Source organism: Nonlabens sp. Asnod3-H03, assembly GCF_045063665.1.
GTDB lineage: Bacteria > Bacteroidota > Bacteroidia > Flavobacteriales > Flavobacteriaceae > Nonlabens > Nonlabens ulvanivorans.
In genome coordinates this window covers 1,013,115-1,029,479 of record NZ_JBEFOD010000008.1, presented here as the reverse complement: position 1 = coordinate 1,029,479, position 16,365 = coordinate 1,013,115, and the positions used below count along the sequence as shown (strand labels likewise).

The window sequence follows — 16,365 nt, the reverse complement described above, 5'->3', positions numbered from 1 at the left end:
CTTAACCTTATAACACAAAAAAACCAGATTCATTGTGAATCTGGTTTTTAAAAATATTAGTTAAATACTTCTTATTGTTTCATCTCTTCAAACTTATCAACTTTTGGTTCTTGTGGCCATGAGTTATTAGAGGTATCAATATCTGCAGTCTCTAACTTAGGATCGATAACGATTCCTACAATCTCTTTTTGAGTCGCTTTAGATAGACTTACTTCTTTATCATTCAATCTCCAGATTTCTGCTGGATGAGTAGCTGTTTCAGTAGTACCGTCAGCATAAGTGTACTCAATGATAATAGGCATTACTAGTCCACCTGGCTTTTCAACCGTGATTTGATAGAAATACTTAGGCTCTTTCATTGCAGCACGTTGCTCTGCAGTAAAGTTGTCCATCATATAATCTTTTAAATCGCTTACAACTTCACTAGGAGCTTTTCCTTTCATTTCTTCTTTATAGTCTTCACTACCTTCTTTAACCATGTAAACAAGTTGTGGAACTCGATCTTTAGGAATACTTCTTTCTTCAAGGTAGTCTTTCATCTCTTGATTCATATCAGCAGATACATAAAATTTATCTACAGACTTAATTCCCATGTCATTGAATTGAGTGGTATAGAACCAACCTCTCCAGAACCAATCTAGGTCCATTGCACTTGCATCTTCCATAGTACGGAAGAAATCCTCTGGTGTTGGATGCTTAAACATCCATCGTTGAGAATAAGTACGGAAAGAGTAATCAAATAACTCACGTCCCATTACCGTTTCACGCAAAATATTTAAAGCGGTACCTGGCTTACCATAAGCATTAGAACCAAACTGATAAGTATTCAAACCTTTACTCATTATAGGAGCAATATACCTTTGATCTCCTGCCATGTAAGGAACAATTGCTGCTGCAGGTCCACGACGAGATGGATATGCATCCAATCCTTCAATAGACGCTGGATAATTTTCTCCCATATCCTGCTCTGCAACATATTGAACAAATGTATTCAATCCTTCATCCATCCATGTCCACTGGCGTTCATCACTATTCACAATCATAGGGAAATAGTTATGACCTACTTCATGTATAATAACTGATATCATACCAAACTTAACACGATCACTATAGTTTCCTTCTGCATCTGGACGTCCATAGTTCCAACAGATCATAGGATATTCCATTCCTTGATTTTTTGCGTGAACTGATATCGCCTTGTGATAAGGATAGTCGAATGTCATTCTAGAATAAGACTTTAATGTTTGAGCTACAGCCTTAGTAGACCATTGCTCCCATAAAGGATTACCTTCTGGTGCATATATAGATACAGCCATCACATCTTTATCTCCTACTTTTACAGCCATAGCATCTGCAATATAGCGGCGAGAAGAAGTCCATCCAAAGTCACGAACATAATCTGCTTTTAACTTCCAAGTTTTCATCTTAGTTGCACCTGGCATCATCGCTAGCTTTTCAGCCTCTTGTTGCGTACGTATCACTACAGGCTCATCATAAGTACGTTGAGCCATTTCATATCTTCTCAACTCTTCACTACTGTAAACATCTTTACGGTTAGTCAATTTACCTGTTCCATCTAACCAGTGATCTTCTGGTACTGTGATATTAACTTCAAAAGAACCGAATGGTAATGCAAATTCATCACGTCCCCAGAACTGGCTGTTTTGCCATCCTTCAACATCATTATAAACACACATACGTGGATAGAATTGTGCAATCACATAAGCTCTGTGTCCATCAGGAAATTCTTCATAACCACTACGTCCACGTCCTTCAACATGATTATTAACGTTATAGTCCCATTCAATATCAAATTCAAATTTCTTACCTGGAGCAAGTGCTTTAGGCATTTCAACTCTCATCATGGTCTGATTGATCATGTACTTTAAAGGATTACCCTTTGAGTCCAAAACCTTTTTAATATTAAATCCACCATCAAAAGGCTCTGAAAGATACTCACCTGCAAAACCTGCAGGCTGTGCAAATGGAGCTACTCCACCACCTTCAATTAAAGGTGTTTTAGAATCTTTTGCACGCATGTTTTGATCTAACTGTACCCATAGATAATCTAATACATCTGGAGAATTGTTAGTATAAGTAATCGTTTCATAACCATAGATGTGGTGATTCTCATCATCTAATCTAATGTCCATTTCATAATCAGCACGTTGCTGGTAATATTTAGGACCTGGAGCACCACTAGCACTACGATACTGATTAGGAGTAGAAAACTCCTGATATAGCTGGCGGAATTTGTTAATGTTGTAATGTTCTTCTGCCTTAGGCTCTTCTGCTTGTTCTGCTTCTTGAGCAAAACCTGAAAAAGAAACCATCAACATACTGACAAACAATAGTTTAATAGCTTTCATTTTTTTGATTTAGTTTATAGAGTTGCTAAAATAAGAATAATAGATTACTCAAAAGAAATTTAACTAAAACTTCACAGAGTCTATTTTCTTTTTTGCAATCATAAGTAATGTCTTACGCTCACCTTTAATTTTAAGATGCACCATATTTTTCTGATCTTCAAAAAGCTCCATAAGCGCTGTAAATCGCATCTCAATTTCTGAAGGCTCTTGATTCACTGGTATTTCAATATAAAGTACTAATTGATCATTCTCGACCTCTGCACCTAGATATTCAATTAGAATTAATTCTCCGTCCACCTTCACACGCAATCGTGACTTAAAATAATCACCAATTAAAGATTTATGAATTTCTAAGCTACCTTTTTCAGTAAGCACAACACTCTTATCTGCCCTTGCAGAAAGTACGTCCTCAAGGTCGTCAATGAAAAAACGAGAAGTCATTTGTAGAGCACCTACCTTTGAATTGTATTTTACATTAGACACAGAAAGGTAATACTTATGTGCTGTGTTGGTTACGCTTTCGCGAAAGCGTAATTCATCAGCATCATGATTTCCATAAGATGCCTGTGATAGAAATGGCATCAATAAGAATAGGAATATGTATTTCATACAGAAGTAAGGATTTAATCCTTTTAAAATTAGTCTATTGTAAAAGAGCTACGTTTCCTAGATAAACACCATGAAATTCATCACCATTTGTATCTAGTCCATCTACCGTAATAGCATATCCAGTTTGATAAGTCTCCACTCTTATGAATCCGCTTTCTAAAGCTGTTGATGAATTAAACATCGCGGTAGAATCAAAATCGAGACTGTAACTTAGGGATGCGTCTGCTGGCTCTTCAGTGCTCGCAATCTGATAGAGTCCTGTTTGAAAGTTATCTACAGAATTACCATAAAAATTGATTTGCATCAAAACGCCAGCTCCTTCTATTTCATCCATATCGTTGAGTTGTAACCCGTCACCTAATACGGTAACTTCTGTTAATACGCCTGTGCCACCACTAAGTTGAGGCTCTTCTCTAATGGCACCTATGGTTTCAAAATTAGTCGTCTGGTCTCCATAGCAAAAAGTATTTACTTGAATAGGTTGCGAGACCGGTAAGTCATCATCACTATCGCAGGATGTCGTCATTACCAAGGCAGCTGCCATGAATAATAATGTGGTTATTTTTTTCATCATTGTATCTTTTAATTATTGCTTTCTTTCTTTATAGGCTGTTGCAGTGTCTGACAAGAACTGCAGTAAAACGAGTTCATTTTCTGGTTGCATGAGTTGATTATTCAATCCTCGATCTGTTGCAAAATAAATGAAATCGTAAAGATTCTCTTTATCAATATCTAAAAACTCTACTAGATAATCTGCATCAAACTGATTTTTCAAAACTGCAACATCAAAACGTTCTTCAACCGTGTCTGCTGATCCAAAATCAAAATTAATAGCATTTAGTGCCGTGTTTAATACTACTGCTGCTAGCAAACCTACCAGATTAAACATGTTGTAACGTGGCTGGGATTGCATCATAGCCTCATGGCGTATATCATAATCTTCTGGCTGGCGTACCATATCAGACAACGTGTTCTCAGTTCTATCGATTGCTGGTGTCCACATGTTTTGTCCAGAAATTTTTTCGAGTCTAGTGTCTGCCTTTTCAAGTCGTTTGAGGTTTAAGCTGATGTTTTGATCACCTTCTAAGAGTACCTCATCCAGCACATTCACTCCACTACCTAATGTAATTGCAACTACTTTTTCTTTTATGGTACGATCTGTAACTATAAGTGTGACCGGCTCATGATCAACAGATTTAAAAACAATTTTGTCGCCAGCCATAACATCTATTCGATAAGAACCTGTTGCAGATGTTACTGTTACCTCATAACTGTTTTCATTGAAAATAGTAATCCCTTCAACAGGTTCATCTAGCTCATTTTGAATATAACCAGAAATCTGAACGCGCTCTTGCTGGCCTATGGCCATATAAGAGATCAAAAACAAAAGTAGAAACTTATTCATTTGTTGTCTTTTTACGCTTTTTAAATATAACAGCTTGCTGAGATAGAAACTCTAAAAGATCTAACTCATTATCGGCCTGAACAAGATCTTTAGTAAGACCATTATCTTGCACAAAATACCCATATTCAATAAAGTCCTTTTCTTCCAAATCTAGATAATTTAAAAGGTATTCTTTACTGTATTTATTTTTGAGTAATACTAGCGCATTAGTCTCAATGGGCACACTATCATCTTTAGATATATTCTTTACATCAAGGCTTCTCGCAATATTAGCAGTATTTATAGTAGTTGAAAGACCTACCATATTAAATCGTGGCTGACTTTGCTGAAAGGCTTCTGCACGCACCTCGTACTCTTCTGGTTGTCTCACACGATTAGAAAATGTGTTATCAATACGATCAACTGCTGCTGTTTTAATATTTTCAAGAGACACTTTCTCTAATCCAGAATCTACGGTTTCTATTCTTTTAACCGGAATCATAAAACTAGTGGTGCTTAAATTAACGGTCTCTAAATCTTTAACGTCTGGATTAAGACCTAAATCAATTCTCTTTTCTTCAACAACCTTTTCAGACACGTTTAAAGAGAATGATTCAAATTGAATTGCCTTAAAGGATAGTTGATCTCCTTTTTTTACATCGATATAAAACACTCCACTATCGTTTGTAACTGTACCTTCTAGAGAACTGTTGTTAAAAATTGTAATACCGCTTAAATCTGTATTTAATTCTGAACTTATGGTTCCTTTGATCTGTACACGTTGTACTTGGGCATTAGATAACATTCCCAATAACAGAAATATGTAAATGAAATTTTTCATAATTGAATTTATGTTAAGCAATTTAAATCAAATTGCCTTTTAGATAACGATAACATTATCCAATTAATTGTTAAATACCTTTGCTCAAAAGCTTTCTTATGAGAAACATGATTGTTGCAAGTACATCAACCATACATGGCAGTGGTTACCTTCAATATTTGCTAGAAGATTTACTAACTGTTTTTAAAGAAGAAAATATCACAGACCTATTGTTTATTCCCTTTGCAAGACCAGGTGGCATATCACATGATGCGTATACTCAAAAAGTACACCAAGTTTTACAACCTCACGGAATCAGTGTTACTGGCCTACATACCGCAGAAGATAAAGAAGATGCGCTATTGCAAGCAACAGCAATTTTTACAGGTGGTGGTAATACATTTCAACTAGTAAAAGCGCTTCACGATCTAGAATTAATGACATCATTAAGAAAAGTTATTTTTAATGGTACCTTTTACATGGGAACTAGTGCTGGTAGTAACATTTGTGGTCTTAACATGCGCACAACAAATGACATGCCTATTGTAGAACCTGCAACCTTTAAAACCACAGGTGCCCTAGGATACAACATTAATCCACATTATCTAGACCCTATTGAAGGCTCTACTCATATGGGAGAAACACGCGAGCAACGTATTAAGGAATTTCATTTTTACAACGCCATTCCAGTAATAGGACTTAGAGAAGGTAGTTATATTAGGGTGAAAAATGACCAAGAAATTTTACATGGACCACATACAGCTCGTGTATTCCTTAAAGATCAAGAGCCTCTAGAAGTGAAAACCGGATATAATTTTGCACAATTAGTGTAATAAAGTAATTTTAAAATAAAAATAATGGACTTTCCTATTCAACATAAACAGAACGATAAAAGAGGAATCTTTTACATGAAGAAGGACGGCAACACTGTTGCTGAACTAACTTACACCTTAGAAAATCAAATCATGACCATTGATCATACTGAAGTTAACCCAAGTATGGAAGGTAATGGTTTAGGTAGTAAATTGATAGAAGCAAGTTATACTTTCGCGAAAGCGGAAAACTTAAAAATCAATCCATTATGTCCATTTGCCGAAGTTGTTTTTGACAGACATAGTGACTGGAGTGATACTCGTGTATGATACTAAGATTTGAAACAGATCGATTAATTCTAAGGCCTTTTGAAGAGTCTGATGCACCCTATTTATTTGAACTTAATGATGATGAAGAGGTCATGCGCTACACAGGTGACATACCTTTTAAAGATGTAGAAGACGCACGCAAATTTGCTATAGACTACAGTTATAATCCTCAAGGTCAGATTAGAAAATATCATATGGGTAGACTGGCTGTGATACGTAAGGAAGATGATGTATTTATAGGCTGGACGGGACTAAAATATCATGTAGACGGCGACTTTGTGGATACCGGCTATCGTTTTATGAAAAAATATTGGGGTAAAGGATATGCAACAGAATCGACTAGACGCGTATTACAACACGCGTTTGAAGATCATCATTTAAAAGTTGTTGAAGCTCATATACATGAGCATAATTATGGTTCACAAAAAGTAGCACAACGATTAAAAATGAAGTTAGACCATCGATTTTTATGGTCTGGAGTTAAACCTGCGCGATGCTATAAAATCACAAATGATGAATTTAGAAATTCGTAATATTTCTGGTATTGAGACTTATCCAGTACGTCATCCAGTCTTAAGAGCTGGTAGACCTATAACAGATTGTTATTTTGAGGGCGATGATTTAAATACGACCATTCATTTAGGCATCTTTGTAGAAGAACGACTCCATGGCGTTGCAACATTTTTAATGAATAAAGATCTTAATATTGAAGAATTAATTTCGCTAGAACATCAACAGTGCTATCAATTAAGAGGAATGGCGATAAAGGCAGAAATTCAAGGTCAACAACTAGGTAGTCAACTAATTAATCATGCCGAAGAAATGCTGAAGAATAAAAATGTGCTCGCATTATGGTTCAACGCTCGTGAAAGCGCCGTATCTTTTTATAAGAAAAAAGGATATCAAATAGTAAGTGAACCATTTGAAATTGCTACAGTAGGTATCCATTATAAAATGTATAAAGCATTATGAAATTAACAACCATATTCTTTTTATTCATCTTTGCAAGCACTACTGCGCAAATAAGCACTCAGCAACTTACTGGACAAACTACAAATGTTGAGAATGTGCTAGAGTCAAATGCACAAAGTGCGTTCAATAAAATGCGAGCCGCTGCACTTAAAGATGGTATCGATCTAAAAATCGTCTCTGGCTATCGCAGTTTTAATAGACAGCGGCAAATCTGGAATAGAAAATATAAAAAATATGCCGCTCAAGGCCTTGCTCCAGATGCTATATTTGATAAAATCGTAGAATATTCAACCGTTCCAGGAACGAGTAGACATCACTGGGGAACAGACATGGATATTATAGATCAAGGCGCTTCATACAGCGGTGATGTACTAGTACCCAATAAATTCCACGGAGAAGGACCTTTTTGTAAAATGAAAGATTGGATGGAACAACACGCAGCCACCTATGGTTTTGAACTGGTCTATACACTAAATGAAAATCGAACAGGTTTTAAGTATGAACCATGGCATTATAGCTATGCACCGCTTTCGCGTAAGTTGCTCAAAGAATACCTTTCAGAAACCGACTTCTTGATCTTTTTAAGAAGTCAAGACATTCTAGGGATGGAAAAAATAAGCGATGAACGTTTATTAAGGTATTATAACGAACACATTAAAGGAGTGAATCCTTCACTTCAATAAAAAAATGATTCCGTTATTTTTTTTCTAATTTAGGCATGTTATAAAACTAACCATCATGAGAGGCGGATCAGGAAAAATCAGATTATTTATAGGACTAGCCATTGTTGCTTTTGCTGTTCTTAAATATTGCTCAAGTGCAGAAACGAACAACTTCACTGGCGAAACCCAATATGTAGACTTGAGCACAGACCAAGAAATCGCCATGGGATTAAGTGCTGCTCCTAGTATGATTGCTGAATACGGCGGCTTGCATCCAGATCAAAATGCACAAGCTCAACTAGATCGTGTAGGTAAAAAATTAGTCAATAGCAGCATAGGTAGAAATACTGATTATCAGTATGATTTTCATCTCCTCGCAGATGACAGAACAATAAACGCATTTGCATTACCTGGTGGACAGTGTTTCATTACTGCAGCTCTTTATAGTCAGCTAGAAAATGAAGATCAACTCGCAGGCGTTATGGGACATGAAATAGGTCACGTCATAGCAAGACATAGTGCAGAGCGTATGAGCCAGCAAGGACTGGCACAAGGCGTTATCACTGGCGTAAGTGTTGGGACAGATGGCGGCGGCGAGGCAGCAGCCTCTATCGCTCAAATGTTAACCATGAAATATGGTCGTGATGACGAATTACAGAGTGATGATCTAGGTGTTAAAATGATGATAGACGCCGGTTATGACCCTTATGAAATGATAGGTGTCATGGAAATTTTAAAAAATGCCGCTGGACCCAATCGTGCTCCAGAGTTTCAAAGCACGCATCCAGATCCAGAAAACCGTGTTGAACGCATTAAAGAAGCCATCCGTAAATACGGGAAATAATACATAGCATTTATGAGTATCATGTTAGAAAGCAATATTAAAATTTTATGGAACGATGGAAAGCAGTGGCACACCTCGCCATATCACTATTATCCAAATCGTCAACTAGATGCTAATGCAACATTGTTTTACAATAATTGCATGATGACATTGGACTTTCTGTATGAAACTAAAGCACTAGAAGTAGAATTTAATGATGGCAAAACAGTCAACATTTTAGAAGAGTTTATCCAGCGACACGGAAAAAGCATCACCATACGTGACGGAGAAAAAAACACTTATAGCCCATCAACAGATACGATAACTTTTTTTGATACTGACGGAGCAATGTTTCGTAAAAACTTAAGAAAACCGTGGTCTAAACATAATACAGGTAGAGTTTCCAGCGCTTCTCTTCTAGGTCATGAGTTTATACATGCATACCATGAGCAATTCACTCCTCAGGAATACATTAAACGTAAATCTAAAAAAATACTAGGCTGGAAAGTAAAGTTCCCACATTTCCCTAATCAAGAGGAAATACTAGTTACTAAAAACCTAGGGAATCAAGTCATTAAAAAACTGGGCGAAGATGAACGCGAACACTACAAGCGTAACTACTACCCTACGATAAGTCCTATTACTACAGAGCCTATGAGGCTAGATGAAGAGGTAGCTTAAGTGATCCGAAAAAAAGTTCAACCATTAATGAGCTTTAAAAGTTACAATCAAATATAAAATTGTTCTCGACTGAAATTAATGTTTTAAACTCTACTTCAATCTAAGGTAACCTCGCCATTTAGGATATTGGAATGGTTCTACATTCCAGTTAGAATTACCTTTCAAAAAATACAGTTCTACAAGCTCAGTCTGACATTTTTACCCTATTCGAGTCTGAATTCAAATACAATACCTACTCCTCTATCTTCACTCTCATTCCTTCACTGTGACTTGAGAATTCTGGAGCATACATACATTCTAGTTGTGTAATACCATTAGAAAATTGTCCAGCATTGCTGGCTCGCACGTCGTATTCAAAAACATAAGTTCCTTTATTCATCTGATCTAAAAAGAAATGCGTTGCTACATCTTTAGTGCTTTGATAATAGCCTAATCCATCTTGCCATTTATATTTTGAAATCACATCTACAGGTTCAAAACCACTGGCACGCATGTCTTTTAAATGGACAAAATCCATATCAGCATTTGTTTTTATAATGAGTCTTACTGTTATTAAATCGCCTATTGTCAATGGCTCTTCACTAGTTATTTCTTCTAGTTTCTCACCACTATCGGTCATTACTTTTTTGAATAGTTTTTTCTTTACAGATAATGGCAAATCATCATCTACTTTAATCTTATCTAGATCCTCAAAATACTGCCAGTAAAGCGCACCATAACCTGTTACATCACTCTTGTTTTTTACCGTTACCGTTCCCAATTCCTTATAAACCTCAGGGGCATTCATGGTGATTTTAAAGTAACCAGTTCCGGCTTCTTTCTCTACTGCTTTCATCTTATCTACTGGCAATGGTTTATTTCCCCATGTGATTTTATTATTTTCTTCTACGTCCAGCCATTTTCCACCTTGTAGCAATAATGCATATGTAGCATCGGCAGTTGCTTTTGTGGATTTCCACTGGTTAGTTCTTTTATTTTTAAGTAACCATATTTTAAGTTCTTCGACACTATTTAAATCGGCGGTGACTTCTTGAAATGCTTCTATGGCAAGAGCTTGCGTTTCGATATCGCTACTGTACCAGTACCAGCTATTTTTATTTTCTTTCCAGAACATTCCATTTTCATCGCTTTTAACGGCAGTTTGTTTCAATCCTTCCATGATGGAGCTGGCTAGTTTGGTCTTACCATTGCGATGCAGTGTGATGGCCATAAGCAACTTAGTATATAGTGGCTGTGAGGAATATGATTTTTCCGCTTTCGCGAAAGCGTACTCCATAGCCTTCTCTAATACTTCGTCACTGTTTTCTGTAATAGAAACATCAAAACTTCTCGCATACTGATAATGCCAAAACGCATTTCCATAACTATAATCTTTAAGTGTTTGATGGCTTTCTAGATAGCGATTGAATCTTTTTTTCCACTCTGTATCCAGTGCATCTATCGCATTTTTATACATGCGATCGGTCTGTGGCGTGTCATCATTTTTAATACCTAATTTTTTCATGTGACCTAATCCAGCGGCAATGTGACGCGTGATATACTCATTAGTATATCCACCATTAAACCATGGGAAACCACCAGAATCACCTTGTAGCTTTTCTAATTTTGCAAGTGTTTTCTTTTTCTGTTTGGCAGTTTCGGCCAGATCAAATAATGTGGCGATTCGCTGTTGTTTTTGCGCTTCACTTTGTGCATCACGCAGCCATGGCGTGTGCGATAACATCACTGTTTTTAACTCCTCATTTTTCTCAAGCGCACTTACATTGGTGCCGTTTTGTGCCCAACTATCAAAAACGGTTTTTACCTTAGGATTACTCGTTAAAATATGATGTGCCATAGCGTTTGCATAGTAAAGAGAAAAAGTTTGCTCTGCACATTCATGTTCATATTCCATTAAATACGGCAATGATTTAATCGCATACCATGACGGGTTAGAAGTGTATTCAAACACCATTTGATGATGTGCCATCGTACCAGAATCGCTGTTGAGCAAATTATCCATAACAGCAGTTTTAGTTTCACCAGCACGTACCCAAAGCGCTCTCGACTCACTCACCAGCATGCGGTTAGATAGTACCGGCAATGTATTTTCTTCTCCATCAGAAAAGTTTCCTGCAGCAGCCACCACTCGATACGTCACCGCTTGCGTCCCTAGCGGAATTCTAAAAGTCCAGTTTACTGAGGTGTTGCCATCTTTTTCTATGGTAAAATCTCTGTTGTTATTTACGTTGCCTAATTCTACATCAATCGCTTTCATAGTCATGGCGTCGAAGAGCTGCAGTCGCGCTGTTCCATCCATAGCAGCGTCTGACAGATTTGCGATTTTTGCAGAGAAACGTATGGTGTCCGTTTCTCTTAAAAAACGTGGTGCATTAGGTATAACGTTGAGTTCCTTTTGAGTCACCACTAGTTGTTCCAATTGTGCTGTTTTTCCTTTTTTATCGTGCGCTAGTAGTCGTAGTTTCCATTGGGTTAATGCCTCTGGTGAAGTGAATGAGAATTTTAAATTCCCCTTTTCATCAGTTCTTAATTCAGGAAAAAAGAAAGCGGTTTCTTGAAGGTTTTTGCGGGCTTGAACATTATTTAAATTCATTTCTCGTAGAATCAAATCATTTGAAGTGACTCCATCCTTAGTAGAAATAACTATAACACCAGCCGCAGCTCTACTACCGTAAAGAGCAGTGGCTTGTGCATCTTTTAAAACACTAACCGAATTGAAACTGTTAGCATTCATTTTTGCAAATTCCCCACCTGTAACTACTTCACCATCTACAATGTATAGTGGATCATTTGCACCATCTATACTTACAGTTCCTCTTATTCTTACTTTGGCAGCTACACCAGGTTGACCTGAACCTGCATTTACTAATAATCCTGGAGCTTTGCCATCTATAATCATCTCAAAATCACCAACAGGCTCATTTTGAATCATTTCACTAGACATCATTGCTGTTCCATATGCCGTTACAATTACTGCATTTAAACTTTCTTTCATAACAACATTGACAACTTCCTGACTTCCCACTGTAATTTCTTGAGGAGTGTACCCAGCAAACGAAAACGCTAATACATCTTCTGGAATAGCTTGGATAGAAAACACACCGTCAAAGTCAGTAGTTACAGCACGTCCAGAACCCTTAATTAATATGGTAGCTCCTAAAACAGGCTCGCCAGTGGTATCCATAACTTGACCCGTGATAAAACCCTTTTTAGCCTCCAGTTTTTTAAATTTTCTTCTAGTAGTTTCTTTATAATAATTATAGTTGCGATAAAAATTATTAAAACTTAATCCAAAAAAATTAAATGAATCATAACATAAAGAGCTATTGTAATTATTATTTCTAGGAAACTGAACATAGAGCGATTGAGATCTATTATAAGAAGTGTTTTGATAAAGACTAGGAGAAAAAGAATACTGATTATTTCTAATAAATGGCGCATTCCAATTTGCCGTTGCAAACTCATCCAGACTCTTATCATACATACTCGCTAGCACCTCAGCCTGCATTGGAATTTGATTATCATCTTTTATGGTAAATGACCAAGTTTCTTCGCCACCAGGTTGTAATTTATTTCTAAAGCTTTGTGTTTTGATTTGATACTGAGCTACTGGATCTACTGGTTTTTCGACTGTAGCCGTATTAGTTTGTTCAAATCCATTTTCTTTTTGAACTTGTAATTGAATACTTATTTGCTTTCCGTTAATTTGAGACCATGGATATTTTAATTCTGTTTTTCCTTTTTTAAGGAAAATGAGTTTTTCTTCTATCAACTCTTTATCCGTCCATAAGGTAAGTGTTGCATAAACACCGTTCATGGAAGTAAAGGCATTAAAAATAGCGGCTTCCTCTGTGTAGTCACTATATACAGAAATAATTTCAGGTTTTAATGGCTGCTCTAAATTTGCCCAAATTGTCTTTTCTGTTCTAGAGTCTATTACATCATCTTCATTATCAAAACTTTGATCCGATTCTACAGCTTTTATGTAAACATAATAAGCACCATTATCCCAGTTCTCTGTTATTGGAAGCTCTACAGTTGTTAACGAATCTGTAGTGAGCTCTTTTCTAAATATAATAGGTGCTTTTTTCCAGTCGGTTTCTATTTCATCTTTTCTCAATTCGGCATATGGGAATGTTTTGCGGAACGTCGTGTTTTCTATTTCTTGAAACTCGGCTTGCGGTAATCCTGAAGCTATTATAACATGAGATGCTTGCGGTTGCTTGCGTAATTCCACGATAAGTTTACCATTAACAAACTGACCGTTCAAGTTTTTAACGCCTACCTTTAAAGTGTTTTTTTCTGTTGTAAATTGATAAGGCAATTGAGAAGCTATTTGAATAGCATTTGTTCCAACTCGCATGGTTGTGCTAGCACTTCTAGTTTCTCCGTTAAGATCAGTAAGATCTGCTTCTATTTTATAGGTGTACAGCGGTTGATATTCTGAGTCGGCATCTTTATCGTTTTCGGCTAGGAATTTTATTTTAAAAACTCCATCTGCATCTGTGGTGGTTTCTCCTTGTAAAATCACTTTTTCACTATTCCCGTAATAACCACTGCGCCATCTTGCATAATTATAGCTTCTTATTACTTTATAGGTTACTGTTGCGTTAGTTACATTACTACCCAAAAAGGCTTTCCCAAATCCAGAAACCGTAACACTATCACCCAACTTATAAGTTTCAGTGATTTCGTTAAAATCTACTTCAAAAGTAGGACGTTTATATTCCTCTACTTTAAAGTAGATTTCACCATCTTCCCAATCATTTACTGTATTGTAAAAAGCCGTTTCTTCATCAGGCTCGTCAATATATAGAGTAAACTCTCCGGTAAGTACATCTTTAGGAATTTCAAAAGATCCATGAATACTACCAAACTCATTAGTCTTTAACTTAGTTCTATAAATCTCTGTCCCATTGACATCTTCGGCATAGATTTCTAGAAGTTCATTTGAGACAACACTCGATTGCTTATCACTTTCTTTTTTCTTTAATAGAATCGCTTTAAAATAAACCGTTTGTCCTGGTCTATAAATCGCTCGATCTAGATAAGTAAATGTCTTTACATCAAAAATTTCTTGATCTACAGCTACATCATTTTTATCACGATAATATCCATAGTAGTTTGTTGATAAACTATCTCCATTATTGCTAATTAAAACTTCTTGACGACCTCTAATGCTTTTTATATTATACATCGCTATGCCGTCACAATCTGATTTAAAATCCCTTGATTTTTTATTATAAGTTACTTGAATAACAGCTCCTTCTATAGGCTTACCGGTAGTTCTATCTTTTACAAGTAATGCTGTTCCTAGTCCGCTATCTTTTTTAAACAAAGTCAGATTAGTCACTGTTATAAAAGTATGTGCATATTTCACTTCATCAGCTTTATCGGCTTTTGCCATCACCACATAACGACCTTTTTCAATGGCTGGTGCAACATATTCATAGGTGTGGTTAAAAGTGTCGTCGCCTTTAGGTAGTTGAATAGATTCTTTATGAGCTAAATTTTGAGAATCAATTGCTTTATCGATAAACTGTTGATATAAACTGTCTGCAAATCGCAAATCCTTCAAATCTTCATCCACAGAGACTTTAATGTAGTATAAATCAATCTGTTCTACATTCCTATAATTGACTACTCCACGATGTGGCCTGTTGGGAATAATTAAATTTTCTACCTGAACATTGATGCTCGATTGATACATCTGATTTTTCAATTGCTCGCACAACGCAGCTCCATAGGATTTAGGATATAAATCAATAGCTTTATTAACTAATTGAATAGCTTTCTGTCTATGACTATACTGCTGTTCTTCACCTACCTGATTACTTAGATTTTGATGATATAAAGCTAGATAATAATAAGCCTCAGTAACAGCTGGATTAGCATCATAAGACGTTATTATACTTTGCAGTTGTTTTTCATAATCTTCATAAACCTGATAATTTCCTAGCTGATTTTGTGCATACCATAATCGATCAGTAATGACATGAATAAAAGCAGCGTCATTGTTTGATTTTAAATGCATGGCTTCTAGATGTGCATACTGCTGCATCACATCATATTTTGAAAAAACGGTATCTCCAGCTGGCCGTTTTAACTTCAATAAATGTGCTGTGTTGAGAAAAGCATTTTCTTTAGTTATTATAAACTCTTCTTTGGGTTTTGTAAGATTGAAATAGCCGCTTTTATAAAAGTTTAAAGCCTGGTGCGATAATATGTCCAGTAAACTAGGTCTTAGAAAACGTGCTGGCGCCATAGGTCCTATGATAGCGCTGTAATCACTAAGCGGAATCTTAACTAATTTCTCTGGCTGATCTAGAGAAGCCTGATAGCTATTATGAATCTCGCTATAAAAACGTGTTGCATCCCATGTTTTAAAATCTACATCATCATTCCCTACTGCTGTTCTTTGTCTAATTTTCCATTGATTTGCACGAGCATAATCATCTAATAATTTAGCTCTTATTCCGTTATAAATATTCTTATTAGGGAATTGAGCTTTTACGATCATTTTATCCAGCTCAGCGATAATTTTATACTGCGCTTCTTCCTCGTTAATCAATTGGTATTTTGATTTGAATAAGAAAACCTTGATATATTGATCATGATCATTTTTACGTCTAGCATATTTATAAATTTCATCTACTACTTGAGTAGCATCTTCAATTCTATCTTGTAATTCAAATTGCTCTACCTCGCGCCATTTATCGATATAAAAATTTTGTGCAATACCTTGTTGCATCGCAAACAATATTAAAACAGCAGTGATATAGTGGTTAGGTCTCATAATTCTTTAATTCTTGTATAAATCTACACATAGTTCATACCATTCTACAATCTATAATGAGGGAAATAGCCTTTTGAATTAGGGAAATCCTTTTTAACAACTCTATT

Annotated in this window: 13 protein-coding genes; 7 read left to right on the top strand and 6 right to left on the bottom strand. The window is 36.1% G+C overall.

Features of this window, described 5'->3' with window-relative positions; genetic code table 11:
* Positions 1–71: 71 nt before the first annotated feature.
* The 5 genes from ACJJVI_RS07820 to ACJJVI_RS07800 form a co-directional block, all read right to left on the bottom strand.
* The gene (locus ACJJVI_RS07820) at positions 72–2,369 is read right to left on the bottom strand and encodes a M1 family metallopeptidase (protein ID WP_405351321.1); all 2,298 of its coding nucleotides are present in this window, start codon (positions 2,367–2,369) and stop codon (positions 72–74) included.
* A 63-nt stretch (positions 2,370–2,432) separates the two neighbouring features.
* Positions 2,433–2,978: a DUF6702 family protein gene (locus ACJJVI_RS07815; RefSeq protein WP_405351319.1), complete on the bottom strand. Its 546-nt coding sequence runs from the start codon at positions 2,976–2,978 to the stop codon at positions 2,433–2,435.
* Between the two features lie 34 nt (positions 2,979–3,012).
* The gene (locus ACJJVI_RS07810) at positions 3,013–3,549 is read right to left on the bottom strand and encodes a hypothetical protein (RefSeq protein ID WP_405351317.1); all 537 of its coding nucleotides are present in this window, start codon (positions 3,547–3,549) and stop codon (positions 3,013–3,015) included.
* Positions 3,550–3,564: 15 nt separating this feature from the next.
* Positions 3,565–4,383: a hypothetical protein gene (locus ACJJVI_RS07805; protein WP_405351315.1), complete on the bottom strand. Its 819-nt coding sequence runs from the start codon at positions 4,381–4,383 to the stop codon at positions 3,565–3,567.
* On the bottom strand, positions 4,376–5,203 hold the full coding sequence (locus tag ACJJVI_RS07800; RefSeq protein ID WP_405351313.1) for a carboxypeptidase-like regulatory domain-containing protein: 828 nt from the start codon (positions 5,201–5,203) through the stop codon (positions 4,376–4,378). Before ACJJVI_RS07800 ends, ACJJVI_RS07805 begins: the two co-directional genes overlap by 8 nt.
* Positions 5,204–5,301: 98 nt before the next feature.
* On the opposite strand from ACJJVI_RS07800, the gene pepE reads away from it, so the two are divergent.
* From pepE to ACJJVI_RS07765, 7 genes are read left to right on the top strand one after another with little or no spacing between them, the layout of a single operon-like run.
* Positions 5,302–6,015, top strand: a complete 714-nt coding sequence (gene pepE / locus ACJJVI_RS07795) for a dipeptidase PepE (RefSeq protein ID WP_317290753.1) — start codon at positions 5,302–5,304, stop codon at positions 6,013–6,015.
* A 24-nt stretch (positions 6,016–6,039) separates the two neighbouring features.
* Positions 6,040–6,324: a GNAT family N-acetyltransferase gene (locus tag ACJJVI_RS07790; RefSeq protein WP_036582396.1), complete on the top strand. Its 285-nt coding sequence runs from the start codon at positions 6,040–6,042 to the stop codon at positions 6,322–6,324.
* A complete protein-coding gene (locus ACJJVI_RS07785; protein ID WP_405351311.1) occupies positions 6,321–6,857 on the top strand; it encodes a GNAT family N-acetyltransferase in 537 nt (178 codons plus the stop codon). The genes ACJJVI_RS07790 and ACJJVI_RS07785 overlap by 4 nt, the downstream gene beginning before the upstream one ends.
* Positions 6,838–7,296: a GNAT family N-acetyltransferase gene (locus ACJJVI_RS07780; protein WP_235183331.1), complete on the top strand. Its 459-nt coding sequence runs from the start codon at positions 6,838–6,840 to the stop codon at positions 7,294–7,296. Before ACJJVI_RS07785 ends, ACJJVI_RS07780 begins: the two co-directional genes overlap by 20 nt.
* Positions 7,293–7,979 carry a M15 family metallopeptidase gene (locus ACJJVI_RS07775; protein ID WP_405351309.1) on the top strand — a complete coding sequence of 229 codons (687 nt, stop codon included), beginning with the start codon at positions 7,293–7,295 and terminating at the stop codon, positions 7,977–7,979. Before ACJJVI_RS07780 ends, ACJJVI_RS07775 begins: the two co-directional genes overlap by 4 nt.
* Positions 7,980–8,034: 55 nt before the next feature.
* The gene (locus ACJJVI_RS07770; protein WP_036582405.1) at positions 8,035–8,802 is read left to right on the top strand and encodes a M48 family metalloprotease; all 768 of its coding nucleotides are present in this window, start codon (positions 8,035–8,037) and stop codon (positions 8,800–8,802) included.
* Positions 8,803–8,814: 12 nt separating this feature from the next.
* On the top strand, positions 8,815–9,462 hold the full coding sequence (locus tag ACJJVI_RS07765) for a hypothetical protein (RefSeq protein WP_152556230.1): 648 nt from the start codon (positions 8,815–8,817) through the stop codon (positions 9,460–9,462).
* 232 nt (positions 9,463–9,694) lie between these two features.
* On the opposite strand, the gene ACJJVI_RS07760 is transcribed toward ACJJVI_RS07765, so the two are convergent.
* The gene (locus ACJJVI_RS07760) at positions 9,695–16,258 is read right to left on the bottom strand and encodes an MG2 domain-containing protein (protein ID WP_405351307.1); all 6,564 of its coding nucleotides are present in this window, start codon (positions 16,256–16,258) and stop codon (positions 9,695–9,697) included.
* Positions 16,259–16,365: the final 107 nt, after the last annotated feature.

What these genes read in the sequence shown, in the direction of transcription:
- ACJJVI_RS07820 (WP_405351321.1), bottom strand. Translation starts at nt 2,369, where the DNA reads ATGAAAGCTATTAAACTATTGTTTGTCAGTATGTTGATGGTTTCTTTT.
- ACJJVI_RS07815 (WP_405351319.1), bottom strand. Translation starts at nt 2,978, where the DNA reads ATGAAATACATATTCCTATTCTTATTGATGCCATTTCTATCACAGGCA.
- ACJJVI_RS07810 (WP_405351317.1), bottom strand. Translation starts at nt 3,549, where the DNA reads ATGAAAAAAATAACCACATTATTATTCATGGCAGCTGCCTTGGTAATG.
- ACJJVI_RS07805 (WP_405351315.1), bottom strand. Translation starts at nt 4,383, where the DNA reads ATGAATAAGTTTCTACTTTTGTTTTTGATCTCTTATATGGCCATAGGC.
- ACJJVI_RS07800 (WP_405351313.1), bottom strand. Translation starts at nt 5,203, where the DNA reads ATGAAAAATTTCATTTACATATTTCTGTTATTGGGAATGTTATCTAAT.
- pepE (WP_317290753.1), top strand. Translation starts at nt 5,302, where the DNA reads ATGAGAAACATGATTGTTGCAAGTACATCAACCATACATGGCAGTGGT.
- ACJJVI_RS07790 (WP_036582396.1), top strand. Translation starts at nt 6,040, where the DNA reads ATGGACTTTCCTATTCAACATAAACAGAACGATAAAAGAGGAATCTTT.
- ACJJVI_RS07785 (WP_405351311.1), top strand. Translation starts at nt 6,321, where the DNA reads ATGATACTAAGATTTGAAACAGATCGATTAATTCTAAGGCCTTTTGAA.
- ACJJVI_RS07780 (WP_235183331.1), top strand. Translation starts at nt 6,838, where the DNA reads ATGAATTTAGAAATTCGTAATATTTCTGGTATTGAGACTTATCCAGTA.
- ACJJVI_RS07775 (WP_405351309.1), top strand. Translation starts at nt 7,293, where the DNA reads ATGAAATTAACAACCATATTCTTTTTATTCATCTTTGCAAGCACTACT.
- ACJJVI_RS07770 (WP_036582405.1), top strand. Translation starts at nt 8,035, where the DNA reads ATGAGAGGCGGATCAGGAAAAATCAGATTATTTATAGGACTAGCCATT.
- ACJJVI_RS07765 (WP_152556230.1), top strand. Translation starts at nt 8,815, where the DNA reads ATGAGTATCATGTTAGAAAGCAATATTAAAATTTTATGGAACGATGGA.
- ACJJVI_RS07760 (WP_405351307.1), bottom strand. Translation starts at nt 16,258, where the DNA reads ATGAGACCTAACCACTATATCACTGCTGTTTTAATATTGTTTGCGATG.